The sequence below is a fragment of the Micromonospora inositola genome, assembly GCF_900090285.1.
Classification (GTDB): domain Bacteria; phylum Actinomycetota; class Actinomycetes; order Mycobacteriales; family Micromonosporaceae; genus Micromonospora; species Micromonospora inositola.
Window position 1 is genome coordinate 3,117,842 of record NZ_LT607754.1, and the last position, 25,385, is coordinate 3,143,226.

The following is a 25,385-nucleotide window of genomic DNA, read 5'->3' on the forward strand; positions in this document are numbered from 1 at the left end:
AACAAATTGCTGGCGACACCACCGGAGGTCTGCCATGGCACCCCGTCCCACCCCCGCCGACAAGTTCTCCTTCGGTCTCTGGACGGTGGGCTGGCAGGCCCGCGACCCGTTCGGCGACGCCACCCGGCCCGAGCTGGACCCGGTCGAGGCGGTCCAACGGCTCGCCGAGCTCGGGGCGTACGGGATCACCTTCCACGACGACGACCTGGTCCCCTTCGGCGCGGACGCGGCCACCCGCGACGCCCGGCTGACCCGGTTCCGCAAGGCCCTCGACGAGACCGGCCTGGTGGTCCCGATGGTCACCACCAACCTCTTCACCCACCCGGTCTTCAAGGACGGCGGCTTCACCAGCAACGACCGTGACGTCCGCCGCTACGCGCTGCGCAAGGTGCTGCGCAACGTCGACCTCGCCGCCGAGCTGGGCGCCCGCACGTTCGTGATGTGGGGCGGCCGGGAGGGCGCCGAGTACGACCTGGCCAAGGACGTCCGCTCGGCGCTGGACCGCTACCGCGAGGCGGTCGACCTGCTCTGCCAGTACGTCGTCGACAACGGCTACCAGCTGCGCTTCGCCCTCGAGCCCAAGCCGAACGAGCCGCGCGGCGACATCCTCCTCCCCACCGTGGGGCACGCGCTGGCGTTCATCTCCACCCTGGCCCGCCCCGAACTCGTCGGGCTCAACCCGGAGGTCGGCCACGAGCAGATGGCCGGGCTGAACTTCGCGCACGGCATCGCCCAGGCGCTCTGGCAGGGCAAGCTCTTCCACATCGACCTCAACGGCCAGCGCGGCATCAAGTACGACCAGGACCTGGTCTTCGGCCACGGCGATCTGCTCAACGCGTTCGCCCTGGTGGATCTGCTGGAGCACGGCGGCCCCGACGGCGGTCCGGCGTACGACGGGCCGCGGCACTTCGACTACAAGCCCTCCCGCACGGAGGACATGACCGGGGTGTGGGCATCGGCGGAGGCGAACATGCGGACGTACCTGCTGCTCAAGGAGCGGGCCGCGGCGTTCCGGGCCGACCCCGAGGTGGCCGAGGCCCTCGCGGCCAGCAAGGTCGGCGACCTGGCCACGCCCACGCTGAACCCGGGGGAGAGCTACGCCGACCTGCTCGCCGACCGAGCCGCGTTCGAGGAGTTCGACCCGGATGCGGCCGGGGCGAAGGGCTTCGGCTTCGTCCGGCTCAACCAGCTCGCCGTCGAGCACCTGCTCGGCGCGCGCTGAGGCCGGTCGCCATGCCGCTCGTCGCCGGGGTCGACTCGTCCACCCAGTCCTGCAAGGTCGTCGTCCGGGACGCGGAGACCGGCGCGCTGGTCCGGCAGGGCCGCGCGCCGCACCCCGACGGCACCGAGGTCGACCCGCAGGCCTGGTGGAACGCCCTGCTCGCGGCCGTCGACGCGGCCGGCGGGCTGGCCGACGTCGCCGCCGTCTCGGTCGCCGGCCAGCAGCACGGCATGGTCTGCCTGGACGAGGCGGGCCGGGTGGTCCGCCCGGCCCTGCTGTGGAACGACACCCGGTCCGCCGGGGCAGCCCGGGACCTGATCGAGGAGGCCGACGCCGACGGGACCGGCGGCCGGTTCTGGGCCGAGGCGACGGGCAGCGTACCGGTGGCCAGCTTCACCGCCACGAAGCTGCGCTGGCTGGCCCGGCACGAGCCGGCGAACGCGGACCGGGTGGCGGCGGTCTGCCTGCCGCACGACTGGCTCACCTGGCGGCTGGCCGGCGCCCCCGGCCTGGCCGCGCTGCGCACCGACCGGGGCGACGCCAGCGGCACCGGCTACTGGTCGCCGGCCACCGGGGAGTACCGCCTCGACCTGCTGGAGCGGGCCTTCGGCCGCCGGCTGCGGGTGCCGGCCGTCCTCGGCCCGGCCGAACCGGCGGGCGTCGTCGACCCGGCGGCGCTCGGCGGCCGGCCCAGCCACGCCGGAACGGTGCTGCTCGGCCCCGGGACCGGGGACAACGCCGCCGCCGCGCTCGGCGTGGGGGCCGGCCCCGGCGACGTGGTGGTCTCCGTCGGCACCTCCGGCACGGTCTTCGCGGTGGCCGACGCGCCGGCCGCCGACCCGACCGGGATCGTCGCCGGCTTCGCCGACGCCACCGGCCGGTTCCTGCCGCTGGTCTGCACGCTCAACGCGGCCCGGGTGCTGGACGCCGCCGCCGAGCTGCTCCGGGTCGGTCTGGACGAACTGGCCGAGCTGGCGCTGGCCGCCCCGCCGGGCGTGGACGGGCTGGTCATGGTGCCGTACCTGGAGGGGGAGCGGACCCCGAACCGGCCGCTGGCCACCGGTGCCGTGCACGGGCTGACCCTGACCAACGCCACCGCCGCCCACCTGGCCCGGGCCGCGGTCGAGGGGATGCTCTGCGCGCTCGCCGACGGGCTCGACGCGCTGACCGCCCAGGGCGCGCGCGCCGACCGCGTCGTCCTGATCGGCGGCGGCGCCCGGTCGGCCGCGGTCCGCCGGGTCGCGCCGCAGGTCTTCGGCTGCCCGGTGGTCGTGCCGCCGCCCGGGGAGTACGTCGCCGACGGCGCCGCCCGCCAGGCCGCCTGGCTCGCCCTGGGCGGCGCCGCGCCACCCCGCTGGCCGCTCGCCGACACCCGGGAGTACGCCGCCGACCCGGTCCCCGCCATCCGCGCCCGCTACGCCGAGGCCCGGGACCGGACGGTAGACCGCCCGAGCGGGTAGCGGGGGGCGGTCACCGGGCCGTGATCCGCTCCTGGTTTGCTGCCGGACATGACCGGCACCAGGATCTCCCGACGCGGGAGCGCGGCACACCGCCTCTACAGCGTGGTCGTCTTCGTGGTCCTCGCGTCGCTGGACAACGTGGCGATCGGCCTGGTGCCGCCGCTGTACGGGCCGATCTCCGGTGCGCTGGGCGTACCGCAACGCCTGCTCGGCCTGGTCACCGCGGTGAGCTTCCTGGTCAGCGCCGTGGCCGCGGTCGCCTGGGCGTACGTCGGCGACCGGACCAACCGCAAGCCGCTGCTCATGGTCGGCACGCTGATCTGGGCGGCCGGCACCGGCGGCAGTGCGCTCGCGCAGGACTACCCGACGTTCCTGGCCGCGCAGCTCGTCGCCGCGGTCGGGCTCGGGGCGGTCGGCTCGGTCGGCTTCTCCGTGGTGACCGACCTGATCTCGCCCCGCCGCCGGGGGCTGGTGATGAGCTTCTGGGGCCTGTCCCAGGGCGTCGGCACCCTGGCCGGCACGCTGACCGGCGGCATCCTCGGCGCCACCGACTGGCGACGGCCGTTCCTGGTCCTCACCGTGGTCGGGCTGGCCGCCACGGCCGCCTACCTGTTCACGTACGACATCCGGCGCGGGCAGAGCGAGCCCGAGCTGGCCGGAGCGATCGACGCCGGCGCCGACTACGACTACCGGATCACCCGCTCGGACCTGCCCCGGATCCTGGCCCGGCGGACCAACCGCTGGCTCATCCTCCAGGGGCTCACCGCGCAGGCCGCGTTCGGCTCGCTGGTCTGGCTCCCGGTGCTCTTCGCCCAGCGGGCCGAGGCGCAGGGCTACTCGGCGGCCACCGCGGTCGTGGTGGGCAGCGTCTTCGCCACCCTGTTCCAACTCGGCGGGGTGCTCTCCATCGTGGGTGGCCTGGTCGGCGACGCGCTGCAACGGCGTACGGCGAGCGGGCGGGCCCTGGTCGCGGCGGTGGGCATCCTCGCGGCCGTGCCGTTCTACCTGGTCCTGTTCTTCGTGCCGATCCGGATCGACGTGCCGGACGGCGGGGGCTCCGGCGCGGTGGTCGCCGCCGTGCTGGCCAGCGTGGTCACCGAGCCCACCGTCGGGCTGAGCCTGCTCACCGCCGTGGTCGCGCTCGCGTTGACCTCGGCGAACTCGCCGAACTGGTTCGCGCTGATCGCCGACGTCAACCCGCCCGAGCACCGGGGCACCGTCTACAGCCTCGGCAACCTGGTCAACGGGGTCGGCCGGGCGGCCGGCAACGGGCTGGTCGGGGTGGCCTTCGCCGGGCTGCGCGCGGCCTTCCCACCGCCGCTGAACTACGCCGTCGGGCTGGCCGCCTTCCAGCTCTTCTTCCTTCCCACCGGCGTCATGTACTGGCTCGCCGCCCGCACCTCACCCGGCGACATCGACTCCGTGCACGACCTCCTGCACGCCCGCGCCGACCGCCTCTGACCGGGTGCCGGTGGGCCGGCGCGGCCTGGTCCCCGCCCGGGGGCGGGGACCAGCGAAACGGGCCGCTCAGGCGCGGACCCAGACCGTCACGTCGGTCGGGACCCGGCCGTCGTCGTCGAGCGGGGCGCTGCTGCCCAGCACCTCGCCGGCCGGGGCCGGGACGGCGGCCGTGCCGAAGTTGGTCAGCACGGTCAGACCGCCGTTGTGGAAGGCGAGCACCTCGTCGCCGGTGGAGAGCCACTCCAGCGGCCCCCGGGCGAGCCCGTGCTCGCGACGCAGCCGCAGCGCGGTCCGGTACAGCTCGTACGTCGACCCGGGCACCCCGCGCTGCCGGTCCAGGGCGTACTCCGCCCAGCTCGGGGGCTGCGGCAACCAACTGGCGTCGGTCGGCCCGAAGCCGTACGACGGGGCGTCGGCCTCCCACGGGATCGGTACCCGGCAGCCGTCCCGGCCGCGTTCGGTGTGCCCGCTGCGCTTCCAGGTCGGGTCCTGCCGGGCCTCGTCGGGCAGCGTGGTGTGCTCCGGCAGCCCCAGCTCCTCGCCCTGGTACAGGTAGGCGGAGCCGGGCAGGGCGAGCATCAGCAGGGTGGCCGCCCGGGCCCGGCGCAGACCGAGCGCGGCGTCCGGCTGCGGGTCGCCGATGCCGATGCCGTTGGGCCGGGGCGTGCCCACCGGCAGCCCGAGGCGGGAGGCGTGCCGCACCACGTCGTGGTTGGAGAGCACCCACGTCGTGGGGGCGCCGACCGAGTCGGTGGCCTCCAGCGAGCGGGTGATCACCGCGTACTGGGCGGGGGCGGTCCAGGCGGCGAGCAGGTACTCGAAGTTGAACGCCTGGTGCATCTCGTCGGGGCGGACGTACCGGGCCAGCCGCTCGGCCGGCTCCACCCAGGCCTCGGCCACCAGGATCCGCTCGCCGTCGTACGAGTCCAGCAGCCGCCGCCAGTCCCGGTAGATGTCGTGCACGCCGTCCTGGTCCCACATCGGCGGGCGCGGCTTGTCCGCCTCCTTGCCGGAGAGGATCTCCTGCGGCTCCTGCCAGTTCGCCAGGTCGGCCTGCTTGATCAGCCCGTGCGCCACGTCCACCCGGAAGCCGTCGACGCCCCGGTCCAGCCAGAACCGCAGCACGTCCAGGAACTCGGTGCGGACCTCCGGGCTGTCCCAGTTGAGGTCTGGCTGGCCGGTGTCGAAGAGGTGCAGGTACCACTGCCCGTCCGGCACTCGGGTCCACGCCGGCCCGCCGAAGACGCTCTGCCAGTCGTTCGGCGGCTCGGCGCCGTCGGCTCCCTGGCCGTCGCGGAAGACGTACCGCTGCCGCTCCGGGCTGCCCGGCCCGGCGGCCAGCGCGGCCTGGAACCAGCGATGCGCGGACGAGGTGTGGTTCGGCACCAGGTCGACGATGACGCGCAGCCCGCGCGCCTTCGCCTCGGCGATCATCTTGTCCGCGTCGGTGAGGGTGCCGAAGAGCGGGTCGACGTCCCGGTAGTCGGCCACGTCGTACCCGGCGTCGGCCTGCGGGGACGGGTAGAACGGCGACAGCCAGACCGCGTCGACGCCCAACTCGGCGAGGTGATCGAGGCGGGCGGTGATGCCGGGGAGGTCGCCGATGCCGTCGCCGTCGGAGTCGGCGAAGGAGCGCGGGTAGATCTGGTAGATGACGGCCTCGGTCCACCAGCCGGTGACCGGGCCGCCGGCCGTTTCCTGCTGCGTCACGTCGGTGTTCAGAGCCTTCTCCCCTGTGTGTCGAACCGTGCCGTCCGATGGTCGGACGGTTGCTGCCCGGCCGTCCGCGGGACGGCCGAATTCTTCAGTTTGCCCGTGGCGGGGCGGTCGACTCCCGCACAACCAGCCGAGTGGGCAGGATCACCGGCGGTACCGACGGGTGGCCGGGGGCGTCGCCGCCGCGCGGCGCCGGAAGGCGCCCGGCGTACGGCTCGACGGTGCTGGCGCCCAACGGGTCGAGCAGGATCCGCGCGGCGAGCAGGCCCTGCTCCGCGGCCGGCTGCGCGATGGTGCTCAGCCCGAGCACCTTGGCCAGGTCGTGGTCGTCGATGCCGATCACGCTGACGTCCTGCGGCACCCGGAGCCCGGCGTCCCGCAGCGCGGTCATCGCGCCCATCGCCATCTCGTCGCAGGCCGCGAAGATGGCGGTGGGCGGTTCGCCCCGGGCCAGCAGCTCGGCGGTGGCCCGGTTGCCGCCGTCGATGGTGAACTGCGACTCCACGTCCAGGCTGGGGTCGGGGCGGATCCCGGCCGCCCGGAGTGCCGCCTGGTAGCCCCGCCGCCGGTCCAGGTGGGTGGTGAACGCCAGCTCGTCGTCCGGGTCGCCGGAGATGTGCGCGATCCGGGTGTGGCCGAGGTCGAGCAGGTGCCGGGTGGCGGTCCGGGCGGCGGCCACGTCGTCGATGCGTACGCAGGGCCAGCCGGGCATCACCGTGCCGGAGCTGATGGTGACGCCGGGCAGGTCCAGCGCGGTCAGCGCGGTCACCTCCGGCGGTCGCAGCGGGGTGGCGACCAGGATGACCGCGTCCACCCGCTTGTGCAGGCTGGCCGTGCGGAGCACCCGCTGACGAATCTGCTCCCGGCCACCGAGGTTGTAGAGCAGCAGGTCGTAGCCGGACTGGTGGAGGTACTCCTCGACCGCTTCGACGACCGTGCCGAAGAACCACCGGGTGATCCGGGGGACCACCACGGCCACCGTGCCGGTCTTCCCGCCGGCCAGTCGGGACGCGCTCGGGGAGACCGCGTACTGGAGCTGCTCGGCGGCGGCGAGGACCCGGCGCCGGGTCGCGGCCGAGACGGTCGGGAGGCCCCGCAGCGCCCGCGAGACGGTGGCCGTGGAGACCCCGGCCAGGCGGGCGACATCGTCAATCTTGGTCATCGTTCCCCCGCTCCATCCGCGCCCGCCGCCGCCGGGGGACCGGCGGCGGCGGACCGACGGGTCAGCCCTTGACGCTGCCGGAGAGCAGGCCGCGCACGAAGTAGCGCTGGAGGGACAGGAACACGATCAGCGGTACGACGATCGATACGAACGCGCCGGCCGTGAGCCGCTGCCACTCGTTGCCCCGGGTGCCGGCCATCTCGGCCAGCCGGACGGTGAGCGGGGCGGTCTCGTTGCCGCCCCCGGCGAAGATCAGCGCGACCAGCAGGTCGTTCCAGACCCAGAGGAACTGGAAGATGCCGAAGGCCGCCAGGGCCGGGGTGATCAGCGGCAGAACGATGGTGCGGAAGATCTTGGGGTGGGTGGCCCCGTCGACCCGGGCCGCCTCCATCAGGTCCCTGGGCAGCTGCGAGATGAAGTTGTGCAGCAGGAAGACGGCGAACGGGAGCGCGAAGCAGGTGTGCGCGAACCACACCTGGGCGAACTTCTGCTCGTCGACCAGATCCCAGGCGGGGAGCACGGTGACGCCGGCGATGGTGACGCCGGTGGAGAAGAACTTCAGCAGCGGCACCAGGGCCATCTGCAGCGGGACGATCTGCAACGCGAAGATCGCGATGTAGAGCAGGTCCCGGCCCTTGAAGTTGATCCAGGCCAGCGCGTACGCGGCCAGCGACGCGAAGGCGAGCGGGAAGAGCACCGACGGGATGGTGATCGCCAGCGAGTTGATGAAGTAGCTGGCCAGCTGCCCCGACGAGGAGGAGCTGCTGAAGAGCACCTCCTGGTAGTTCTCCAGCGTGAACTGCGGGTTGGTGAAGAAGGTCCACCAGCCGGTCGTCTTGATCTCGTTCTCCGGTCGGAACGACGAGATGAAGAGACCGAAGGTGGGGACGGTCCAGAGCAGCGCGATGACGATCGAGACGAGGGTGGCCGTCCGGGTGTTAAGCCGCTTGCGGACCCGGGTGGCGCGGGTGGGCGTCCCGGTGGCCTGGGTACCGACTCCGACGGTGGGCGTGGCGGTGGTCATCTCAGCCCTCCCGTTGCTGACGCAGGTTGCGGATCTGGTAGATCACGATCGGGATCACCAGGACGAAGAGGAAGACCGCCAGCGCGGAGCCCTGCCCGGGCTGGCCGTACCGGAACGCCTGGTCGTACATCGCGTTGGCAATGACACCTGTGTCGTAGTTGCCGTTGGTGGCGGTCCGGACGATGTCGAAGACCTTGAGCGTGGCGATCGAGAGCGTCACCACCACCACGATCAGCGCCGGTCGGATGCTCGGCATGGTGATCTGCCAGAACATCTGCCACGGGCTGACCCCGTCGAGCCGGGCCGCCTCGACGATGTCCGCCGGGATGGCCTTGATGGCGGCGGAGAGCACCACCATGGCGAAGCCGGCCTGGATCCAGACCATGATCACGATGAGCAGGATGGTGTTCAGCGGCGATTCGAGCAGCCACTGCTTCGGCTCGCCGCCGAGGCCGACCACGATCTGGTTGAGCAGGCCGATCTGTTCCTGGCCGTCGCCGCGGTAGGCGTAGACGAACTTCCAGATGATGCTGGCGCCGACGAACGAGATGGCCATCGGCAGGAAGATCAGCGACTTGGCGACGGCCTCCAAGCGGGCCTTGTCCACCAGCACGGCGTAGAGCAGACCGAACGAGGTGGCCACCAGCGGGACCAGGATGACCCAGACCAGGGTGTTCACCAGCACCCGGATGATCGAGTCCTCGGAGAACATCCAGCTGTAGTTGTGCAGGCCCACCCAGTTGCTGCTGTCGGCGTCCATGAAGGAGAGCAGCGTGGTGCGGATCGCCGGCACCACCAGCCCGACCGTGAGCAGCAGCAGCGTCGGCAGCAGGAAGAAGAGCGCGAAGAGCCCCTCCCGCTGCTTGCGTCGGCGGGGCAACGGGGCGCCGCTCGCCGAGGCGGCGATCAGCTGCGCCTCGCGACGACGGGCGAACCAGGCCGGCACCACGTCGAGGAGCAGGAGCAGGCCGCCCACCACCGCGACGAAAGCGATCAGCCCGTACATCAGCATGAGGAACTTGGGCTGTTCCTCCGCGAAGTCGAACTCCATCGACCCTCCTTCAAGGGTTCGGTCGGCAGCGGTGGCCCGGCCCACGGGGTGCGGACCGGGCCACCGCCTCAGATCACTTCCAGCTGGCCTCGATGCCGTTGAGCACCGTCGTGGTGTCCTTGCCGTTGATCCAGTCGACCATGCCCTTCCAGAAGGTGCCCGCGCCGACCGCGGCCGGCATCAGGTCCGAGCCGTCGAAGCGGAAGACGGTCTTCGGGTCCTGCAGGATCTGGACGGAGAGCTTGTCCACCGGGTTCGGCACGTTGTTGATGTCGAGCTTGTTGTTCGCCGACAGCCAGTCGCCGATCTTGGCGCGGCTGTTGACGTACTCGCCGGAGGCCAGGTAGGTCTGCACCGCCTGGACCTCGGGACGGTCGGCGAACGCCGAGACGAACTCGCCGGCACCCAGCACCGGCTTGCCCTTGGCCGGGTCGACGGCCGGGAAGTAGAACGCGAAGACGTCGCCGTCCTCGGCCACCTTGGTGCCCTGCGGCCACTGGTTGGCGTAGAAGGACGCCTGGCGGTGCATGGCGCACTTGCCGGTGGTGATCGGCGTGCCGGCCTCCTGGAAGGAGGTGGTGGCGATGCTCTTCACGCCGCCGAAGCCGCCGTTGACGTACTTCTCGTTCTTGAGGATGGTGCCGGCCTTGTTGACCGCGTCGGCGACCTTCGGGTCGTTGAACGGGATGCCGTGGGTGGTCCACTGGTCGTAGACCTCGGGACCCTGCGTCCGCAGCATCAGGTCCTCGATCCAGTCGGTGGCCGGCCAGCCGGTGGCGTCACCGGACTCGATGCCCGCGCACCACGGCTTGGTGCCGCTCGCCGCGATCTTGTCGCTCAGCGCGATGAGCTCGTCCCAGGTGGTCGGGACGGTCCAGCCCTTGTCCTTGAAGGTCTTCGGCGAGTACCACACGTAGGACTTCACGTTGGAGCCGAGCGGAACGCCGTAGAGCTTGCCGTCCACGGTGCTGTACTTCAGCCAGTCGGGGGTGAAGTTCTGCTCGGCCAGCGCCTTGGTGTCAGCGCCGACCGTCTTGATCTTGCCCGCGTCGACGAACCGCTTGAGCAGACCCGGCTGCGGGATGAAGGCCAGGTCGGGGGCGTTGCCGCCGTCGACCCGGACGCCCAGCTGGGCCTCGAACTCGCCGCTGCCCTCGTGGTCGATCTTGATGCCGGTGCAGTCCTCGAACTGCTTCCAGGACTGCTCCAGGCGGTCGGCCTCGATGTCCCGGATCGACGAGTAGATCGTGACCTTCTTGCCGTCGTGGCCCTGGTACTTCTCGTATGCGGCGCACTCCGGGGAGCTCGCCTTGCCGCTCTTCTTGTCGTTGCCGGTGCCGCAGGCGGTGGCGCCGAGCGCCAGCCCCAGTACGCCGGCGATCGCGAGAGCCTGGCGTGATCTGGCAAACGCCATGCCGATCTCCTTCCTTGCCGGCGCGTGGGGGAATCGAACCCGCGCCGGTCCGATGGTCGTCCCCACATGTAAGCGCTTGCATGATCCCGAGTCCACCCCCTGCCGGACACGGCCCGGTAACAATCCAGAAACCCGCTCACCGGCCATGGGTGCGCTCCCATGCGCCGCGCTCCCCGCGGCTACGCACCCCCTTCCCGTCGATGGAACTTTCTGTCACGCTGAACGCGCGGAATCGAAGGATCTCAACATAGGAGGTGCTGGATGCGCAGACGGTGGTTCAGCCTCGCCGCGGCCAGCCTGCTGGTGGCGATGACCCTGGTACCCGCGGCCCCGGCGATGGCCGCGCCGACCTTCAAGGTGCCCTTCCCGTGCGGCCAGTCGTGGTCCGGGCAGACCCGCTCCGACCACAGCCCGGCCTACGCGATCGACTTCAACCGCACGGACGACCTGGGCGACCCGGTGGTGGCCAGCGCCCCGGGCACGGTCGACCGGGTGACCGACCTCGGCGGCACCAGCTACGGCAAGTACCTCCGGATCGACCACGGCGGCGGATACACCACCTACTACGCCCACCTCAACGGCTTCAACGTCTCCGTCGGCCAGACCGTCGGCTATGGCAAGGTGATCGGCTGGGTGGGCAGCACCGGCGGCTCCACCGGCCCGCACCTGCACTACGAGCAGCGGGTCAACGGCAACGACATCCAGGCCCGGTTCAACGGCGCGCTCGCGCTCTACTGGGGGACCAGGACCTACACCAGCGACAACAACTGCTCCTCGGGCACCGGATCCGGCACGGTGAACACCGCCGGCGCGGGCCTGACCGTCCGCTCCGGGCCGGGCACCGGCTACAGCGCGGTCGGCTCGGTCGCCGACGGCGCCACGGTGACGATCTACTGCCAGACCTCCGGCACCACGGTCACCGGCACGTACGGCACCAGTTCGATCTGGGACCGGATCGGCACCGGCCGCTTCATCGCCGACGCGTATGTGTACACCGGCCACGACGGCTACATACCGAACGTCCCCCGCTGCTGACCGCGGGCGCCGCCGGGCCCGGGCCGACCGCGGCCCCGTCCGGCTCATCGGTCGAGTCGCCAGTGACCGGGCGGAACGCACGACGCCGGGGTCGTCGTGCCCGGACGCTCCTGTCTGGGAGGACGGAGCTCCGGACCCGACGACCCCGGCGGGTCAGGGGTGATGCGGAACCGGCGTCTAACTGAAGATGCTGACGCCACCCGGGCCGACCAGAAGACCGACCACGATGAGGACGATGCCCCACAGGATCTGCCGGCGGAACAGCGCAAGGATGCCGGCGACCACGAGTACGACTGCGATAATCCAGAGAATCAGCTCCATGGCGGCTGAATACCCGGCCGTTCGATGTCGGAAACCTGGTCATCCGACCAGATGATCTCCCAGGTGGAAGATGCTGTACGCCTGTTTGATCACGGGGTGGGCGACGTTGCGGACCCGTACCCCGCCCGGGGTGGTGCCCCGCTCGGTGCCGGCGTGCGCGTGCCCGTGCAGGGCCAGCGCGGTCTGCGCCGAGTCGATCGCCTGACCCAGCTGGTACGACCCGAGGAACGGGTAGATCTCCAACGGTTCACCCGCGAGGGTGTCCGGCACCGGGGAGTAGTGGGTGAGCGCGACCAGCAGGTCGCACTCCAGTGCGTCCAGCGCCTCGGCGAGCGCGTCCGCGCTCTCGTTGGTGGTCCGGACGAACGCCTTCATCTCCGGCTCGCCGAAGTCGCTGGCGCACCGGCCGGCGAAGCCCCCACCGAAGCCCTTCACCCCGGCGACGCCGAGCCGCCCGCCGGCGCATTCCAGCACCGTTCCGGTCCCCTCCAGCACGGTGATGCCGGCGTCCTCCAGCACCTTGACCACCTGCGGCACCTGGTCGCACTGGTGGTCGTGGTTGCCGAGCACGGTGATCACCGGCACGCCCAGTCCGCCGAACTCCTGCGCCACGCAGCGCGCCTCGGACTCGGTGCCGTGCCGCGTCAGGTCCCCGGCGAGCAGCAGCACGTCGGCGCAGTCGGGGAGTTCCTCCAGGGCCGGCCGGAACCGGCCGACCACGTCCTCGTCCAGGTGCACGTCGCCGACGGCGGCGATCCGGATCACGGCCCAACCTCCCTCACGGCAGCTCCTCGACCTGGGTGGGCGCCTGCGCCCGGATCACCCCGATGTCGCTGGTGATCGGGACGTCGGGGAACCGCTCGGCCACCCGGCGCAGGATCTCCTCGCGCCGGTGCGGGCTCTCCACCTCGCCGTAGAGGACCAGGCCCCGCTCGCGGCGGACCACGGTGATCCCCTGCTCGGCGACGGCCGGATCCTCGGCCAGCAGCCGGTGGATCTCCGCCTCGACGTACTCGTCGGGCGGCGCGCCGTGCTCCTCGGTCACGGTGTCTCCCTTCCTCCGGGTGTACCACTGGGCAGTACGTCCAGCCGGTCGAGCAGCACCAGGAACGCCTCCGCGTACGGCGAGTGCTGCGTGTCCTTCCGTACCCGTTCCCAGTCGATCTGTTCCCGCAGTGAACGGGCGAGCGGCAGGGCCCGGGCGAAGTCGCAGTAGTGCTGCGAGAAGCTGAGCAGCTTGTGCACCATGAGCTGGCTGGCGGAGAGCACCGGCATGTGGATCGCGTCGACCGGCCGCACGATCGTGTCGGCGAACGTCTCCTCGGTCACCGGGGTCTCGATCGGCCGGTGGATCAGGTCCACCATCCGCCCCTCGTCGTAGACCTTGACCAGCCAGTCCTCGGGCGGGCGCTCGGCGGTGAAGCCGGCCGCGACCAGGGCCTCCAGGGCCAGGTCCACGTCCTGCTCGCGGAGCAGGAAGTCGACGTCGTGGTCGCTGGAGTGGCCGCCGTGGGCGTACACGGCGAAGCTGCCCCCGAGGGCGAACGGGATCTCGGACTGCTTGAGCACGGCGGCGACCTTCTTCAGCGTGTGGACCAGGGTCTCGTCCCCGCGCTCGGCCATCTGGGTCTCCCGTCGTCGTCATGGCGGTGGGAATGAAGTTGCGTACCCGGCAATCCGATCGGCCACACCTGGCCGTGACACGGTTGGCGTCGACGGGCACGGGAAGGGACAAATCGCCGGGGCGGCGAGCGCGGGTCGGATAGTCTCGGGAAGGTGGCCAGATCACTGCGGGCGCGGCGCGGCGGGGCCCGACTGCACACCGTCGCACTGATCGGCATCGATGGATCGGGCAAGACCACCCAGGCCCACCGGCTCGCCGAGGCGCTCAGCGCGGCCGGTCACCCGGCCACCTACCATCGCAACGCCGGCGGCCGGCGGTGGCTCGGCCGGCTCGCCCACCGGCTCGGGCGCCCGGACGCCCAGCGGCTCGTCGGGCGGAACGGAATGCTCGCGGTCGAGTCCGCCCTCCGCTGGCTCGCCATCGCCCTCGCCCTGCTGAGCTGCCTGGTCACCGGCCGGACCGCGGTGATGGACCGCTATTCCGCCTGCCAGTACGCCAGCATCCGGGCGCACGGCGGGCAGCGGTGGGAACGGCTGACCCGGGCCGGCTACCGGCTCTTCCCGGCCCCGCGCGTGACCTTCCTGCTGACCGTGGACCCGGCCGAGGCGTACCGGCGGATCGAGCGGCGCGGCACCGACCACGAGAACATGCGCTGGCTGACCGCCGCCGCCACCGCGTACCGGACGTTGCCCGAGTACCCGAGCTTCGTGGTGGTCGACGCGGGCGGTTCCCCGGACGAGGTCTCCCGCCAGATCCGGGCCCACCTCACCGAGTGGCTGCCGGCGAATCCGTCGCCCGGCACCGGCCCGGCACCGCCCGCCGGCCCGGCGGCGGTGCGGAGCCGGCCGGCCCGGTGACGGCTCAGGCCCGGCCGTAGACCGGGATGCTGGCGCCGCTGGTCGACGCCGACTCGTCGGAGGCCAGGAAGCGGATCACCGCGGCGATCTCCGCGGGGGAGACCCAGCGCCGGTGGTCGGCGTCCGGCTGGGCGGCGCGGTTCGCCGGTGTGTCGATCACGCTGGGCAGCACCGTGTTGCACCGGACCCCGCGCGGCCGGTACTCCACCGCCACCGCGTTGGCGAAGGCGAGCACGGCGGCCTTGGCGGTGGCGTAGCCCGCGGCGCCGGGGAACGGCGCCACCGCCGCCCGGGCCGAGACGCAGACCACCGCGCCGCCGCCGGCCGCGACGAGGTGCGGCAGCGCCGCCTGGGTGACCAGGTACGTCGGGCGCAGGTTGATCCGGAGCATCCGGTCGAACTCCTCGACCGGGGTCTCGTGCACCAGTCCGCCGCTGGCGTACCCGCCGACGAGATTGACCACCGCGCGCAGCGGCGCGGCCGGGTCGGCCGTGGCCAACTCGACGGCCCGGGCGGCCCCGGCGGGTTCGAGCAGGTCCGCGGTGAGCCGGACCGGCCCGGACCCCGCCGGGTCCGTCGCCGCGCCCTCCCGCCCCGGTACGACCACCCGCCAGCCGGCCCGAAGGAAGGCGGCGGTGACCGCCCCGCCCAGCCCGCCCGTGCCTCCGGTGACCAGCACACTGCGCTCCGCCATGGCCACACGCTAGTTGCCGGCCACGCCGCGCCGAGGCCCGGGGCGGGTGCCGACCCGCCCGCGCGCGCCGGCCGGTGGGCCGCCGCGTCGTGACCTCGGCAGGCCGCCGCGTCGTGACCTGGGCCGGGTCGCCGTGGCGGCCCGCCGACCGGCGGGCCGGGCTGGCCGTCCGGCCGGGCGGACGTGGACGACGGCCGATCGGTGCGTCGGCCGGCACGGCGGAGTCGGCCGGACCGGATGAGGCGGCGGGGCTGGGGGAATGGCACCCTTGCCGCGCGGCCCGTACGCGGAAGGCGGTACTTTTCCGGATACGCGCGGTGATGGTTGACGGTCACGCCTCATGAAAGTAAGTTTCATCCGTGGCGAAGAGTCCGAAGATTTCTGCGAGTCACGAGCCAGGTGGACTGATCGTCCACATCAGTGGCCTGCTCCCGTCGCTGTCCCCGGCCGAACAGCGGGTCGCCCGGCTGGTCGTCGCCGATCCGGCGGCCGCCGCCCGGCGCACCATCACCGACCTCGCCACGACCGCCGAGACCTCCGAGGCGACCGTCATCCGGTTCTGCCGGTCGGTGGGCATGGACGGCTACCCGCAGCTGCGGATCCGGCTCGCCGCCGAGGCGGCTCGCCGGATCGAGCCGCCGGACGCCCGGGTGGTCGGCGGCGACATCCCGCCCGGCGCCGACCTCGCGCAGATCATCGCGACGATCGCGTTCAACGACGCGCGGGCCGTCGAGGAGACCGCCGAGCAGCTCGATCCGGCCGTCTGCGAGCAGGTCGTCGAGGCGATCGGCGGAGCCGGCCGGATCGACGTGTACGGTGCCGGCGCCAGCGGCTTCGTCGCCTCCGACTTCCAGCAGAAGCTGCACCGCATCGGCCGGACCGCCTTCTACTTCCCGGACGTGCACACCGCGCTCACCTCGGCCGCCCTGCTCGGCCGGGGCGACGTCGCGGTCGGCATCTCGCACACCGGCACCACCTCCGACGTGATCGAGGTGCTGGAGCAGGCGCGGGCGCGGGGCGCCAGCACGGTGGCCCTGACCAACTTCCCCCGGTCGCCGATCACCGAGGTGGCCGACTTCGTGCTCACCACCGCCGCCCGGGAGACCACCTACCGATCGGGCGCGATGGCCAGCCGGCTGGCCCAGCTCACCGTGGTCGACTGCCTCTTCGTCGGGGTGGCCGCGCGCAACCGGGCCAAGGCGAAGAAGGCCCTGGAGGTGACCGCCGAGGCGGTCCAGTCGCACCGGGTGGGCTCGACGCGGAGGCGCGGATGACGGCCGGGCGGGTGGAGCGCGACGAGTTGTCCGCGGTCCGGCCGGTGGTGCGCGTCGGCGCGCCGACCGAGCGACGCAACCCGCACAGCGTCGATCTCGACCTGATGTCGACGCGGGACGTGCTCACCGTCATCAACGACGCGGACCGGCGGGTCCCGGCCGCGGTGGCCGGCGTCCTCGACGAGATCGCGGAGACCGTCGACCTGGCGGTCTCGGCGCTGCGGGGCGGGCACCGGGTGCACTACTTCGGCGCCGGCACCTCGGGACGGCTGGGCGTCCTGGACGCGGCCGAGCTGGCCCCCACCTTCAACTCGCCGCGGCACTGGTTCTGCTCCCACCTGGCCGGCGGCCCCGAGGCGATGTGGCGCGCCGTCGAGGACGCCGAGGACGACGACCGGGCCGGCGCGGCCGAGGCCGCCGAGTGCGTACGCCCCGGCGACCTGGTGGTCGGACTGGCCGCCAGCGGGCGCACCCCGTACGTCCTCGGGGCGCTTGCCACGTCCCGGGCCCAGGGGGCCGCGACCGTGCTGCTCTGCGCCAATCCGGAGGCCGAGGCTGCCTCGTCGGTGGACGTGTTCATCGGCGTGGACACCGGACCGGAGGTCGTCACCGGGTCGACCCGGATGAAGGCGGGCACCGCGCAGAAGTTGGTGCTCAACACGTTCTCCACCGCCGTGATGGTGCGACTCGGTCGGGTCTACTCCAACCTGATGATCGACATGGTGGCCACCAACGCGAAGCTGCGCGGCCGGATGATCTCGATCCTGATGGAGGCCACCGGCTGCGCCGAGGAGGTCTGTCGGCGGGCGCTGCACGAGGCCGACGGCGACCTGAAGACCGCCCTCGTCTCCCTCGTCTCCGGCGCCGAGGTCTCCGCCGCCCGGGCCGCCCTGGCCCGCTCCGCCGACCACGTGCGCGACGCGCTGGACCTGCTCGCCTCCTGACCGCAGGCGCCCGCCCGTCACCTGACGCACCGCCCCCGCCCCGCTGCGACGCGCGTCACGCCGCGCGCGGGACGTCTTTCGCGCTGCGGATTGTTCACTGAGGGGTGGGGTAATCCTCACCCGTGGTTGAACCGACCGGTCCACCCACGCGTATCTGGCAGTGACCAGGATCGCACTGAGGCGGTGACGCGGGTCGCTGTGTTCATGGAATTCGCAATGGTGCGATTCCGTGGACGCACGACGATTCCGCTGATCCGTCGCTTTGTTCCCGAAGCGGCGGGCGAGCCGGCCGCCCGGGGTCCTGACAGCAAACATGGACCGGGCTCTCAGCTACTACTCAGGCATTCGTGACACTTTCGACTCACGACATGGAATCCCCGACACGTCTCATCTGTTGTGTAGGTGTCAGCACCGGGTGGGCACAGCGGAAGTTGCGGGGGAGGGCTGATGGACGTGGGGATGGCAAGGAACCGGGCAACCGGCGCGAGCGAGGGGACCGTGGGCACCGTGGACAAGAAAATCGGCATGCGAACCGACGAGGTTGCCGAGGAGCGCGACCTGGTCGGCGTCTACCTGCACGAGATCTCCCGTACGCCGCTGCTGGACGCCGCCAGGGAGGTCGACCTCTCGAAGGCGATCGAGGCCGGCCTCTACGCCGAGCACCTGCTCGGGGAGGACCGCGTACCGGCCGGCGTCGACCGGGAGGACCTGGAGCGGCTGGTCGTCGAGGGTGAGCGGGCGAAGGACCTCTTCATCCGCGCGAACCTGCGACTGGTCGTGTCGATCGCCCGACGCTACGTGCGGTCCGGGATGCCCATGCTGGACCTGATCCAGGAGGGCAACACCGGTCTGGTCCGGGCGGTCGAGAAGTTCGACTACGAGCGGGGCTACAAGTTCTCCACCTACGCCACCTGGTGGATCCGCCAGGCGATCAGCCGGGCGATCGCCCAGCAGGAGCGCACGGTGCGGCTGCCCGTGCACCTGGTGGAGGACGTCAACCGGATGCGCAACGTGGCCCGTCAGCTCACCCGTGAGCTGGGCGGCGACCCGGAGCCGGAGCAGATCGCGGCGGCCCTCGGGGTCACCGTCGAGCGGGTCAACGAGCTGGTCCGCTGGTCGCAGGACACCGTCTCGCTGGACACCCCGGTGGGCGACGACGGGGACACCAGCCTCGGCGACCTGGTCGCCGACAGCGACGCCCCGTCGCCGGAGGACATCGTCCTCACCGGGCTGGAGCGGCAGCGGATCGAGGGTCTGCTCAACCACCTCGACGACCGCTCGGCCGGCATCATGCGGGCCCGCTACGGCCTGGAGGACGGCCGGGAGCACTCGCTGACCGAGGTGGCGTCGCGCTTCTCGCTCTCCCGGGAGCGGATCCGCCAGCTGGAGATCCAGGCCCTCGGCCGGCTCCGCGAGCTGGCCCGGGCCGAGGGGCTGCAGGCGGCCTGAGCGGGTAGCAATTGACAACGCGAACGGCCGGCGTCCGACAGGGGGACGCCGGCCGTTCGCGTTGTCAGGGTCAGCGCACCCGGCCGTAGCCGGCGATGGACATCATGTCCATGCCCCGCTTGCTGACGTTGCGGCCCGCGCTGGGCGCGTCGATCACCTGACCACCGCCCACGTAGAACGCGACGTGCCCCAGGCCGGAGTAGAAGACCAGGTCACCCGGTTGCAATGAGCCGCGGCTGACGCGCGACGTGGCGTCCCACTGCATCGCCGCGTTGTGCGGCAGCGACTTGCCGGCCGCCCGCCAGGCAGCCAACGTCAGGCCCGAGCAGTCGTACCCGTCGGGGCCGTCGGCACCCCAGACGTACGGCTTGCCGATCGCGCCGTACGCGTACCGGACCGCCACCCCGGCCGAGCCGGAGATTGCCGGGGCGCTGCCGGCGGAGCTGGCCCTGGCCGGTGCCTCGGTGGCCCGGCCGTACGCCTGTCGGCGCAGCTCGTAGAGGCGGCTCAGGTCGGCCTGGATCTTCTTCTTGCCGGCGGCGAGCTGCCTCGCCTGGGCGGCCTCGCGGGCCAGCGTGGCGTCCAGCCGGGTCTTCTCGTCGATCAGCTTGCGCTGGTTGGCGGTGAAGCCGGCGATGGTCGCCTGACGCTGCCGGGTCAACTGGCCGAGGGTGCCCAGCCGGTCGGTCAGGGTGCTGGGACCGCCCTCCTCCAGCATGGCCTCGACGGTCCGCAGTCCACCGGTCTTGTACGCGGTGACAGCGATCTGGCCGACGTCCGCGCGGCTCCGCTCGGTCTGCGCCTGCATCGGGCCGATCTTGGCCTGCAACGTGGCCGCGGTGGCCTTGTTGGCCTTGATCTCCTCGTTGAGCTTGTTGTAGGACTCGACGATTCGCTCCAGCTCAGTCGAGGACTTCTCGATCTGCTTCGTCAGCTCGGCGGGGGTGGGCTCGGCCCGAGCCACCGACGCCGGGGCGATGAGCGCGGCCGATAGGCCGGCGACCGCCAGCGAGCGCAGCAGGATCCGTAAGGACGACAAGAGCGGAAGGCTCCTCTCCCACGGTCGCCGGGCCAGCTTTCCACCCGGGCGACACCGGCCCGGGGCCATCCGGGTGGATGGCGGTCGACCGGTCCGGCCCGGACAACCTAACCCGGGACGGGAGTCACCCGCAGTTGAAGCAGGGGCGAATGTTGGCAAAGTGGCAGGAAGTGCCGGTGGGGCGGATTACGCTGCGTGATCACTTCACCGGCTGGCGGTCGCCGTCCCGTCCGGGTCCGCGCGCTCCGGGCGGTTCGGGTGATTCGTCGTTCTCGGCGGATGTCGTCAGACTGGGTTCCGCAAAATCCTGACAAAGACCGAAATAGATTTTGTTTGTCGGCATGTGTTGGCCGCCGCGGCCGCCGAAAACACCGGGTCCGGGTGGCGCGGCCGCAACACAATGAAGCGCGGAGCCGGGAATCCCGCCGGACGGCATCGGCGCAGATCACCGGCGGCGCAGACAGCCCGGCGCGCCAGCCCTGGGAGGACGCCGTGCAGACCGATGGCTCCGCCACCCAACCGCCCCGCTCGCCCCAACCGCCACGCTCGCCGAAGGTGACCGGCGCGAGCCCGACCCTGCTCTACGCGCGACCCGGCATCGTCGTCACCGGCGAGCGCTTCACCGTCGGCCGGAACAGCTGGCCGGTCACCGAACTGACCCAGCTCCGGACCAGCCGCGGCCCACACGACCGGCTCGCCGTCCGCGCCGTCATCGTCACCGCGGCCATGATCGGCGGCGTCGGGGTGCTGCTCGGCTTCACCGGCGGGCTGCAGCGGCTCACCGCCGGGGCGTACCTCACGTTGGGGACGGTCGGCCTGCTGCCCCTGGCTCTGGTGCTGCTCGGCGACCGCTGGCGGCCGCCCGCGTACGAGCTGTGGGGCCGGCACCGCGGCACCGAGGTGCTCCTCTTCAGCAGCGACGACGAGCGGCAGTTCGGCCAGGTGACCCGGGCGCTGCAGCGGGCCCGCGAGGGCGCCCGCCACGGCGGGTGGGGGGAGCCGCTTGCCGCCGCCGACCCGTGGCGGCCGAACCGCTGACGCCCCGCCGAACCGCTGACCGCCGGGCCGGCCGCCGACCGCGGGCCCGGCGGTCAGCCGGCGACCGGCTCCGGCGTCCGGGGTCGCTCGGCGGTCAGCCAGCGGCTGACCCGGCGCTCCGCGTAGAACGACACGAACGGCACCGTGCCGGCGAGCATCACCAGCAGCATCCGCTTCAGCGGCCAGTCGACCCGGCGGGACAGGTCGAACGTGGCGGCCAGGTAGAGCATGTAAAGCCAGCCGTGCGCGGTGCCGACCACCGCCACCACGGTCGGGTTGTCGAAGCCGTACTTCAGCGGCATGCCGACCAGGACCAGCACCACCAGCGCCACGCCCACGATCCAGGCGATCACGCGGTACCGGGTAAGGGCTCCGCCCACCGTCGTCCGTCCTTCCGAACCGGCCTCAGCCGGGATAGTCACCGGGCTTCGCGCCCGGGTTGGCGTTCAACCATGACAGGTAGCGGTTGTACTCGGCGAGGTCGCCGTCCGGGGCCCCGTCGGCGGGCACCGGCACCCGGCTGACCCGCACCGGCCGGCGTACCCCCGGGGTGGCCGCGGCCGGCTCGGAGCCGGCGGTCGCCGGGGGCGCCGGGGTCGGCCGGTCGGTACGCGTGCCGCGCAGCGTGTGCCGCACCTCACGCCACCAGACGAAGACCACGAAGCCGGCGAAGACCGGCCACTCGATCGCGTACCCGAAGCTGAGCGTGTTGCCGGAGGCGGCCCGGGTGACCTGCCACCAACCGAGGCCGAGAAAGCCCACGACCAGCACGACCATGGCCACGTGGCGGGCGATCCACGCCGGTGTCCAGAGCCGCTTCATGCCCTCGAGCGTACCGGGGCCACCCGCCATCTCCGACGCGGTGTCGTAGTCCGCAGGGTTTGGTGGCACCCGGGGTGGGCATCCGTCTAGACGCCAGCCCGAACGAGACGAAGGGGCGACGATGACCGAATCAGTACGCCGGACCGGTGACGCCAGCCCGGAGCAGCGGATGCCGGAGTGGGACGGCGACCACGTGCGGGACGCCGCGACGGCGGACGTCGACGGCGAGCTGCTCGGGGTGGACCCCTCCGAGCTGGGCGACGAGGACCTGATCCGGGAGATGCAGAGCCTGCACCGGACCCGGCTGGACACCCTGCGGCACGCGGCCGACTCCGCGCTCGCCAACCACCTGCGCCGCACGGCGGAGCTGGAGACCGAGTACCTCGCCCGGCACCCGGGCCGCGAGGTCGACCCGAGCCGGCTGCGGGAGGTCTGATGGCGGAGCACGCCGAACGGGGCATGTCGGCGCCGCCCGAGGTGGTCTTCAACACGGCCATCGACCCGGACCGCGCCGCGGCCTGGCTGCCCGAGCCGCTCCGGCAGGACGGCGACCGGCGGCCGGAGGTGGTCAGCGTCGACCAGATGCGGGTTCGGTGGGGCAGCGACTCCGCGCCCGGCTGGTGGGCCGAGATCCAGGTGGACGCGGTCGACGCCGGCGGCGCCCGGGTCCGGCTCGACCTGGCCGGCGGGGATACCGACGGGCTGGCCGACGAGACCCTGACCAACCTCGCGCGCGAGGTGGCCGACAACCTGACCGCTGGCTGAGCCGGCCCAGTGACGAACCGAGGAGACCGGGTGACCACCAGTGGCCTGAAACAGAAGGTGGCGCGGCTGCGCCAGGCGTACGCGCCGCACGAGCACCGGCCGCTGGGCGGGTACCTGGTGGCGATGGGCACCTACGCCACCGTCACCACGGCCCTGGCCGGCGTGGTCCGGGCGACCGGGCGCCCGGTGCCGGAGCGCCCGGCCCCCGCCGACGTGGTCCTGCTCTCGATCGCCACCCACAAGCTCAGCCGGCTGCTCTCCAAGGAGGCGGTCACCAGCCCACTGCGGGCTCCGTTCACCCGCTACGACCACCCGATCGGCAGCGGTGAGGTGATGGAGCAGGTCCGTGACCAGGGCAGCTCCACCCGGCACGCCATCGGCGAGCTGCTGAGCTGCCCGTTCTGCCTGGCGGTGTGGGTGGCCAGCGGGCTCACCGGCGGGCTGGTGTTGGCCCCCCGGCTGACCCGACTGGTCGCGACCGCGCTGACGGCCGTGTGCGCCTCGGACTTCCTCCAGATGGGCTACGCGGTGGCCCAGCAGGCTGCCGAGGGCGGTCACCACGACGAGAACTTGACCCGGGTACGACGAAGGGGCCGGCGTCGTCGCCGGCCCCTTTCGCTCGTCGGATCAGGTGGGGGTCGTCCCGTGGTCCTCGCCGGCCCAACCGCGCGACGCCTCCGGCTCGCGCTCCTCCTCGTCCTCGCCGGTGATGATCTCGTCATCCACCGCGGTCTCCTGGTGCTCCCGGGAGAAGTCGGGATTCGCGTCCGGATCCGGTCCCTTCGGCGGCTGGCCGAGCGCCTCGATGTGCTCGTGCCCCGCGTCGCGGTCGGTCATCGCACAGTCCTCTCCGTCGTCCGGGTCCTCGGCCTGGCACGGTCCGCCGCCGTACCGGTCCGTCGCTGGCCGGTCCTCACGCCACGGTGCCGCCGAGCAGGTCGGCCGCCTCGTCCACCGCGTACTCGCCCTGGGGCAGGGCGGCGATCCGGGAGAGCAGCTCCGCCGGGAGTTCCGCGGCGACCGCGCGGCGGTAGATGTCCGCCTGAGTGATCCGCTCCTGGCCGTGGTAGATGTCGTCGAGCAGTTCGTCCACCTGCCGGGTGTCCGGCCGGTCCGGCACGGGTGCGTCGTCGGTCACGCCGATCAGCTACCCGGGCCCGAATCGGTCAAACGTTCCGGGTCGCGGCCCAAGGGGCGCGGTGACGGCCGACACGGCCCGGCCCGGAACACCGGGGCCGGTCCGGTCGTTGTGCAGAGCGTCGGTGTGTCCAGTGTCCCCGGGCCTCACCTAAATTGCCTTCGCGGAATACCGTTCGGCTGGAGCCGCGTCGCGCCACTCGCCGAGAGGCGACCTGCACACCGACACCCAGCGCCGCCCCGGCCTCCCGGCCGGGGCGGCGCTGTCACACCCACCCCCACCGCGCCTGGGTCAGGCGGGGGTGGGGAGGGTTGCGCGGCGGGTGCGGACGGCGGCGGCCAGGTCCGTCAGGACCTCGGCGGTGGTGTCCCAGCCGAGGCAGGCGTCGGTGACGGACTTGCCGTACTCCAACTCGCGGGTGGGGTCGAGGTCCTGGCGGCCGGGCTGGAGGAAGCTTTCCAGCATGATGCCGACGATGCCGCGCTGGCCGGCGGCGAGCTGGGCGGCCACGTCCGCCGCCACCTTCGGCTGGTTGCGGTGGTCCTTGCCGCTGTTGGCGTGGCTGGCGTCGACCACCACCCGCTCCGGCAGCCCGGCCGCGCGGAGCAGGTCCAGTGCCCCGGCCACCGACTCGGCGTCGTAGTTCGGGCGGCCGCCCCCGCCGCGCAGCACCAGGTGGCCGTCGGCGTTGCCCCGGGTGTGCATGATCGCCGGGGTGCCTCCGACGTCGATGCCGGGGAAGACGTGCGGCACGCCGGCCGCCCGGATCGCGTCCACCGCGGTCGAGATGCTGCCGTCGGGACGGTTCTTCATGCCGATCGGCATGGACAGGCCGGAGGCGAGCTGCCGGTGCACCTGGCTCTCGACCGTCCGGGCGCCGATCGCGCCCCAGGCGACGGTGTCGGCGATGTACTGCGGGGTGATCGGGTCGAGGAACTCGCAGCCCACCGGCAGGCCGAGGCGCAGCACGTCGAGCAGGAGCGCGCGGGCGGTCCGCAGGCCGGTGTTGACGTCGCCGGAGCCGTCCAGCCCGGGGTCGTTGATCAGTCCCTTCCAGCCCACCGTCGAGCGCGGCTTCTCGAAGTAGACCCGCATCACCACCAGCAGGTCGTCGGCGAGCCGGTCGGCCACCTCGCGCAGCCGGACCGCGTACTCCAGGGCGGCGGCCGGGTCGTGCACCGAGCACGGGCCGACCACGACCAGCAGGCGGTCGTCGGCGCGGTCCAGCACCCGGCCGACGGCGCGCCGGCCGGCCAGCACGGCCTCGGCGAGCGTCGCGTCCAGCGGCAGGTGATGGTGGAGCAGGGCCGGGGTGGCCAGCGGCACGACACGGTCGATCCGCTGGTCGACGACCCGATGGGCGTCCGGGGTGGTCACGGTGGGGTTCCTTCCGCCGACCGTGCCCCGGGGCCGGCGCCCGAGGTCGAGCCGGCTGCTCGTACGCAAAAGGGCAGGGAAGCGATCCCTGCCCGGCCGGCTCGAAGAGGAGTGACGTCAGATCATGGTGAAGTCACCGGCTCCTCCAGCCGGCTGCCTAAACCATCGATACGACCGCGTCACGTCCGCCAGCCTACCCGACGGGACGGGGAAGGCTCACTCCGTTCCGCAGAGCGGTATGCGGGGTAAGTGGGTCGGCATGAGCCACGAGCAGAACGACCAGGCCCGGGTCGAGTCCCGGGCCCACCTGCTGCCCGACGAGGCGGCGGTGGGCAGCGACGACCCGGAGGCCCAGGCCGACGCCATCCTCACCGAATCGGACATCCGGGAGGACCGGAACGTCGCCCAGGACACGACCCTGGAGCACCGTACGTCGGATCAGACGGTGACCCCGAGCGAGCCGCCGGACTGAGCCGACGCGCCGCGGGCCCGGCGGGA

27 protein-coding genes and 2 pseudogenes are annotated in these 25,385 nt (G+C 72.5%); 13 read left to right on the forward strand and 16 right to left on the reverse strand.

Annotated features, from left to right (window positions below; all coding sequences use genetic code 11):
• Nucleotides 1-34 precede the first annotated feature (34 nt).
• From xylA to GA0070613_RS14945, 3 genes are read left to right on the forward strand one after another with little or no spacing between them, the layout of a single operon-like run.
• Nucleotides 35-1,222 carry a xylose isomerase gene (gene xylA, locus GA0070613_RS14935; protein ID WP_089012863.1) on the forward strand — a complete coding sequence of 396 codons (1,188 nt, stop codon included), beginning with the start codon at nt 35-37 and terminating at the stop codon, nt 1,220-1,222.
• A gap of 11 nt (nt 1,223-1,233) precedes the next feature.
• Nucleotides 1,234-2,682 carry a xylulokinase gene (gene xylB / locus GA0070613_RS14940; RefSeq protein ID WP_089012864.1) on the forward strand — a complete coding sequence of 483 codons (1,449 nt, stop codon included), beginning with the start codon at nt 1,234-1,236 and terminating at the stop codon, nt 2,680-2,682.
• A 48-nt stretch (nt 2,683-2,730) separates the two neighbouring features.
• Nucleotides 2,731-4,143 (forward strand): MFS transporter, encoded by a 1,413-nt coding sequence (locus tag GA0070613_RS14945; protein WP_089012865.1) that lies wholly within the window; start codon nt 2,731-2,733, stop codon nt 4,141-4,143.
• 66 nt (nt 4,144-4,209) lie between these two features.
• Here the strand turns inward: GA0070613_RS14945 and GA0070613_RS14950 are convergent, their stop codons facing one another.
• The 5 genes from GA0070613_RS14950 to GA0070613_RS14970 all read right to left on the reverse strand — a co-directional run bounded on the left by GA0070613_RS14950 (nt 4,210) and on the right by GA0070613_RS14970 (nt 10,510).
• Entirely contained in the window at nt 4,210-5,865 is a 1,656-nt protein-coding gene (locus tag GA0070613_RS14950; RefSeq protein ID WP_089015954.1) for a glycoside hydrolase family 13 protein, read from the reverse strand.
• Between the two features lie 82 nt (nt 5,866-5,947).
• A complete protein-coding gene (locus tag GA0070613_RS14955) occupies nt 5,948-7,021 on the reverse strand; it encodes a LacI family DNA-binding transcriptional regulator (RefSeq protein ID WP_089012866.1) in 1,074 nt (357 codons plus the stop codon).
• A gap of 61 nt (nt 7,022-7,082) precedes the next feature.
• A complete protein-coding gene (locus GA0070613_RS14960) occupies nt 7,083-8,045 on the reverse strand; it encodes a carbohydrate ABC transporter permease (protein ID WP_089012867.1) in 963 nt (320 codons plus the stop codon).
• 1 nt (nt 8,046) lies between these two features.
• Nucleotides 8,047-9,096 (reverse strand): carbohydrate ABC transporter permease, encoded by a 1,050-nt coding sequence (locus GA0070613_RS14965; RefSeq protein WP_089012868.1) that lies wholly within the window; start codon nt 9,094-9,096, stop codon nt 8,047-8,049.
• A gap of 73 nt (nt 9,097-9,169) precedes the next feature.
• On the reverse strand, nt 9,170-10,510 hold the full coding sequence (locus GA0070613_RS14970; RefSeq protein ID WP_089012869.1) for an ABC transporter substrate-binding protein: 1,341 nt from the start codon (nt 10,508-10,510) through the stop codon (nt 9,170-9,172).
• Between the two features lie 261 nt (nt 10,511-10,771).
• Between GA0070613_RS14970 and GA0070613_RS14975 the strand changes: the two genes are divergently transcribed.
• Nucleotides 10,772-11,545, forward strand: a complete 774-nt coding sequence (locus GA0070613_RS14975) for a M23 family metallopeptidase (RefSeq protein WP_089012870.1) — start codon at nt 10,772-10,774, stop codon at nt 11,543-11,545.
• A 177-nt stretch (nt 11,546-11,722) separates the two neighbouring features.
• On the opposite strand, the gene GA0070613_RS32765 is transcribed toward GA0070613_RS14975, so the two are convergent.
• From GA0070613_RS32765 to GA0070613_RS14990, 4 genes and pseudogenes are all read right to left on the reverse strand, one after another.
• Entirely contained in the window at nt 11,723-11,866 is a 144-nt protein-coding gene (locus tag GA0070613_RS32765) for a GPGG-motif small membrane protein (protein ID WP_165440126.1), read from the reverse strand.
• Nucleotides 11,857-12,631: pseudogene (locus tag GA0070613_RS14980) on the reverse strand (metallophosphoesterase family protein). Before GA0070613_RS14980 ends, GA0070613_RS32765 begins: the two are co-directional and overlap by 10 nt.
• Before the next feature lie 13 nt (nt 12,632-12,644).
• Nucleotides 12,645-12,911, reverse strand: coding sequence for a hypothetical protein (locus GA0070613_RS14985; protein ID WP_089012872.1), 267 nt, complete (start codon nt 12,909-12,911; stop codon nt 12,645-12,647).
• On the reverse strand, nt 12,908-13,489 hold the full coding sequence (locus GA0070613_RS14990; RefSeq protein ID WP_089012873.1) for a nucleotidyltransferase: 582 nt from the start codon (nt 13,487-13,489) through the stop codon (nt 12,908-12,910). The genes GA0070613_RS14985 and GA0070613_RS14990 overlap by 4 nt, the downstream gene beginning before the upstream one ends.
• A 153-nt stretch (nt 13,490-13,642) precedes the next feature.
• Here GA0070613_RS14990 and GA0070613_RS14995 point away from each other — a divergent pair, with 153 nt between their 5' ends.
• Complete coding sequence (locus tag GA0070613_RS14995; RefSeq protein ID WP_089012874.1) at nt 13,643-14,347, forward strand: dTMP kinase; 705 nt, start codon at nt 13,643-13,645, stop codon at nt 14,345-14,347.
• Between the two features lie 4 nt (nt 14,348-14,351).
• Here the strand turns inward: GA0070613_RS14995 and GA0070613_RS15000 are convergent, their stop codons facing one another.
• Nucleotides 14,352-15,041: an SDR family NAD(P)-dependent oxidoreductase gene (locus GA0070613_RS15000; RefSeq protein WP_089012875.1), complete on the reverse strand. Its 690-nt coding sequence runs from the start codon at nt 15,039-15,041 to the stop codon at nt 14,352-14,354.
• Nucleotides 15,042-15,400: 359 nt separating this feature from the next.
• On the opposite strand from GA0070613_RS15000, the gene GA0070613_RS15005 reads away from it, so the two are divergent.
• The 3 genes from GA0070613_RS15005 to GA0070613_RS15015 all read left to right on the forward strand — a co-directional run bounded on the left by GA0070613_RS15005 (nt 15,401) and on the right by GA0070613_RS15015 (nt 18,708).
• Nucleotides 15,401-16,315 carry a MurR/RpiR family transcriptional regulator gene (locus tag GA0070613_RS15005; RefSeq protein WP_089012876.1) on the forward strand — a complete coding sequence of 305 codons (915 nt, stop codon included), beginning with the start codon at nt 15,401-15,403 and terminating at the stop codon, nt 16,313-16,315.
• Complete coding sequence (gene murQ, locus GA0070613_RS15010; RefSeq protein ID WP_089012877.1) at nt 16,312-17,259, forward strand: N-acetylmuramic acid 6-phosphate etherase; 948 nt, start codon at nt 16,312-16,314, stop codon at nt 17,257-17,259. Before GA0070613_RS15005 ends, murQ begins: the two co-directional genes overlap by 4 nt.
• Nucleotides 17,260-17,718: 459 nt before the next feature.
• Nucleotides 17,719-18,708, forward strand: coding sequence for a sigma-70 family RNA polymerase sigma factor (locus GA0070613_RS15015; protein ID WP_172875824.1), 990 nt, complete (start codon nt 17,719-17,721; stop codon nt 18,706-18,708).
• Nucleotides 18,709-18,778: 70 nt separating this feature from the next.
• On the opposite strand, the gene GA0070613_RS15020 is transcribed toward GA0070613_RS15015, so the two are convergent.
• Nucleotides 18,779-19,747 carry a C40 family peptidase gene (locus tag GA0070613_RS15020; protein WP_089012879.1) on the reverse strand — a complete coding sequence of 323 codons (969 nt, stop codon included), beginning with the start codon at nt 19,745-19,747 and terminating at the stop codon, nt 18,779-18,781.
• 555 nt (nt 19,748-20,302) lie between these two features.
• Between GA0070613_RS15020 and GA0070613_RS15025 the strand changes: the two genes are divergently transcribed.
• On the forward strand, nt 20,303-20,785 hold the full coding sequence (locus GA0070613_RS15025; RefSeq protein ID WP_231929779.1) for a DUF6232 family protein: 483 nt from the start codon (nt 20,303-20,305) through the stop codon (nt 20,783-20,785).
• Between the two features lie 53 nt (nt 20,786-20,838).
• Here the strand turns inward: GA0070613_RS15025 and GA0070613_RS15030 are convergent, their stop codons facing one another.
• Together GA0070613_RS15030 and GA0070613_RS15035 are read right to left on the reverse strand one after the other, a co-directional pair.
• Entirely contained in the window at nt 20,839-21,165 is a 327-nt protein-coding gene (locus GA0070613_RS15030; RefSeq protein WP_089012881.1) for a DUF3817 domain-containing protein, read from the reverse strand.
• A 25-nt stretch (nt 21,166-21,190) separates the two neighbouring features.
• Nucleotides 21,191-21,607, reverse strand: coding sequence for a hypothetical protein (locus tag GA0070613_RS15035; RefSeq protein ID WP_197699079.1), 417 nt, complete (start codon nt 21,605-21,607; stop codon nt 21,191-21,193).
• A 121-nt stretch (nt 21,608-21,728) separates the two neighbouring features.
• Here GA0070613_RS15035 and GA0070613_RS15040 point away from each other — a divergent pair, with 121 nt between their 5' ends.
• From GA0070613_RS15040 to GA0070613_RS15050, 3 genes and pseudogenes are all read left to right on the forward strand, one after another.
• On the forward strand, nt 21,729-22,043 hold the full coding sequence (locus tag GA0070613_RS15040) for a DUF6158 family protein (protein ID WP_089012883.1): 315 nt from the start codon (nt 21,729-21,731) through the stop codon (nt 22,041-22,043).
• Nucleotides 22,043-22,372, forward strand: a complete 330-nt coding sequence (locus GA0070613_RS15045) for a hypothetical protein (protein WP_089012884.1) — start codon at nt 22,043-22,045, stop codon at nt 22,370-22,372. The genes GA0070613_RS15040 and GA0070613_RS15045 overlap by 1 nt, the downstream gene beginning before the upstream one ends.
• A gap of 30 nt (nt 22,373-22,402) precedes the next feature.
• Nucleotides 22,403-22,927, forward strand: a pseudogene (locus GA0070613_RS15050) (DUF1360 domain-containing protein); the annotation flags it as partial.
• Nucleotides 22,928-22,999: 72 nt separating this feature from the next.
• Here GA0070613_RS15050 and GA0070613_RS15055 read toward each other — a convergent pair.
• The 3 genes from GA0070613_RS15055 to GA0070613_RS15065 all read right to left on the reverse strand — a co-directional run bounded on the left by GA0070613_RS15055 (nt 23,000) and on the right by GA0070613_RS15065 (nt 24,887).
• On the reverse strand, nt 23,000-23,209 hold the full coding sequence (locus GA0070613_RS15055; RefSeq protein ID WP_089012885.1) for a hypothetical protein: 210 nt from the start codon (nt 23,207-23,209) through the stop codon (nt 23,000-23,002).
• A gap of 76 nt (nt 23,210-23,285) precedes the next feature.
• On the reverse strand, nt 23,286-23,510 hold the full coding sequence (locus GA0070613_RS15060) for a hypothetical protein (RefSeq protein WP_089012886.1): 225 nt from the start codon (nt 23,508-23,510) through the stop codon (nt 23,286-23,288).
• 291 nt (nt 23,511-23,801) lie between these two features.
• Nucleotides 23,802-24,887, reverse strand: coding sequence for a 3-deoxy-7-phosphoheptulonate synthase (locus GA0070613_RS15065; RefSeq protein ID WP_089012887.1), 1,086 nt, complete (start codon nt 24,885-24,887; stop codon nt 23,802-23,804).
• Between the two features lie 259 nt (nt 24,888-25,146).
• Here GA0070613_RS15065 and GA0070613_RS15070 point away from each other — a divergent pair, with 259 nt between their 5' ends.
• The gene (locus tag GA0070613_RS15070; RefSeq protein ID WP_172875825.1) at nt 25,147-25,359 is read left to right on the forward strand and encodes a hypothetical protein; all 213 of its coding nucleotides are present in this window, start codon (nt 25,147-25,149) and stop codon (nt 25,357-25,359) included.
• Nucleotides 25,360-25,385: the final 26 nt, after the last annotated feature.

What these genes read in the sequence shown, in the direction of transcription:
- xylA (WP_089012863.1), top strand. Translation starts at nt 35, where the DNA reads ATGGCACCCCGTCCCACCCCCGCCGACAAGTTCTCCTTCGGTCTCTGG.
- xylB (WP_089012864.1), top strand. Translation starts at nt 1,234, where the DNA reads ATGCCGCTCGTCGCCGGGGTCGACTCGTCCACCCAGTCCTGCAAGGTC.
- GA0070613_RS14945 (WP_089012865.1), top strand. Translation starts at nt 2,731, where the DNA reads ATGACCGGCACCAGGATCTCCCGACGCGGGAGCGCGGCACACCGCCTC.
- GA0070613_RS14955 (WP_089012866.1), bottom strand. Translation starts at nt 7,021, where the DNA reads ATGACCAAGATTGACGATGTCGCCCGCCTGGCCGGGGTCTCCACGGCC.
- GA0070613_RS14960 (WP_089012867.1), bottom strand. Translation starts at nt 8,045, where the DNA reads ATGACCACCGCCACGCCCACCGTCGGAGTCGGTACCCAGGCCACCGGG.
- GA0070613_RS14965 (WP_089012868.1), bottom strand. Translation starts at nt 9,096, where the DNA reads ATGGAGTTCGACTTCGCGGAGGAACAGCCCAAGTTCCTCATGCTGATG.
- GA0070613_RS14970 (WP_089012869.1), bottom strand. Translation starts at nt 10,510, where the DNA reads ATGGCGTTTGCCAGATCACGCCAGGCTCTCGCGATCGCCGGCGTACTG.
- GA0070613_RS14975 (WP_089012870.1), top strand. Translation starts at nt 10,772, where the DNA reads ATGCGCAGACGGTGGTTCAGCCTCGCCGCGGCCAGCCTGCTGGTGGCG.
- GA0070613_RS32765 (WP_165440126.1), bottom strand. Translation starts at nt 11,866, where the DNA reads ATGGAGCTGATTCTCTGGATTATCGCAGTCGTACTCGTGGTCGCCGGC.
- GA0070613_RS14990 (WP_089012873.1), bottom strand. Translation starts at nt 13,489, where the DNA reads ATGGCCGAGCGCGGGGACGAGACCCTGGTCCACACGCTGAAGAAGGTC.
- GA0070613_RS15000 (WP_089012875.1), bottom strand. Translation starts at nt 15,041, where the DNA reads ATGGCGGAGCGCAGTGTGCTGGTCACCGGAGGCACGGGCGGGCTGGGC.
- murQ (WP_089012877.1), top strand. Translation starts at nt 16,312, where the DNA reads ATGACGGCCGGGCGGGTGGAGCGCGACGAGTTGTCCGCGGTCCGGCCG.
- GA0070613_RS15015 (WP_172875824.1), top strand. Translation starts at nt 17,719, where the DNA reads ATGGCAAGGAACCGGGCAACCGGCGCGAGCGAGGGGACCGTGGGCACC.
- GA0070613_RS15035 (WP_197699079.1), bottom strand. Translation starts at nt 21,607, where the DNA reads ATGAAGCGGCTCTGGACACCGGCGTGGATCGCCCGCCACGTGGCCATG.
- GA0070613_RS15040 (WP_089012883.1), top strand. Translation starts at nt 21,729, where the DNA reads ATGACCGAATCAGTACGCCGGACCGGTGACGCCAGCCCGGAGCAGCGG.
- GA0070613_RS15045 (WP_089012884.1), top strand. Translation starts at nt 22,043, where the DNA reads ATGGCGGAGCACGCCGAACGGGGCATGTCGGCGCCGCCCGAGGTGGTC.
- GA0070613_RS15055 (WP_089012885.1), bottom strand. Translation starts at nt 23,209, where the DNA reads ATGACCGACCGCGACGCGGGGCACGAGCACATCGAGGCGCTCGGCCAG.
- GA0070613_RS15070 (WP_172875825.1), top strand. Translation starts at nt 25,147, where the DNA reads ATGAGCCACGAGCAGAACGACCAGGCCCGGGTCGAGTCCCGGGCCCAC.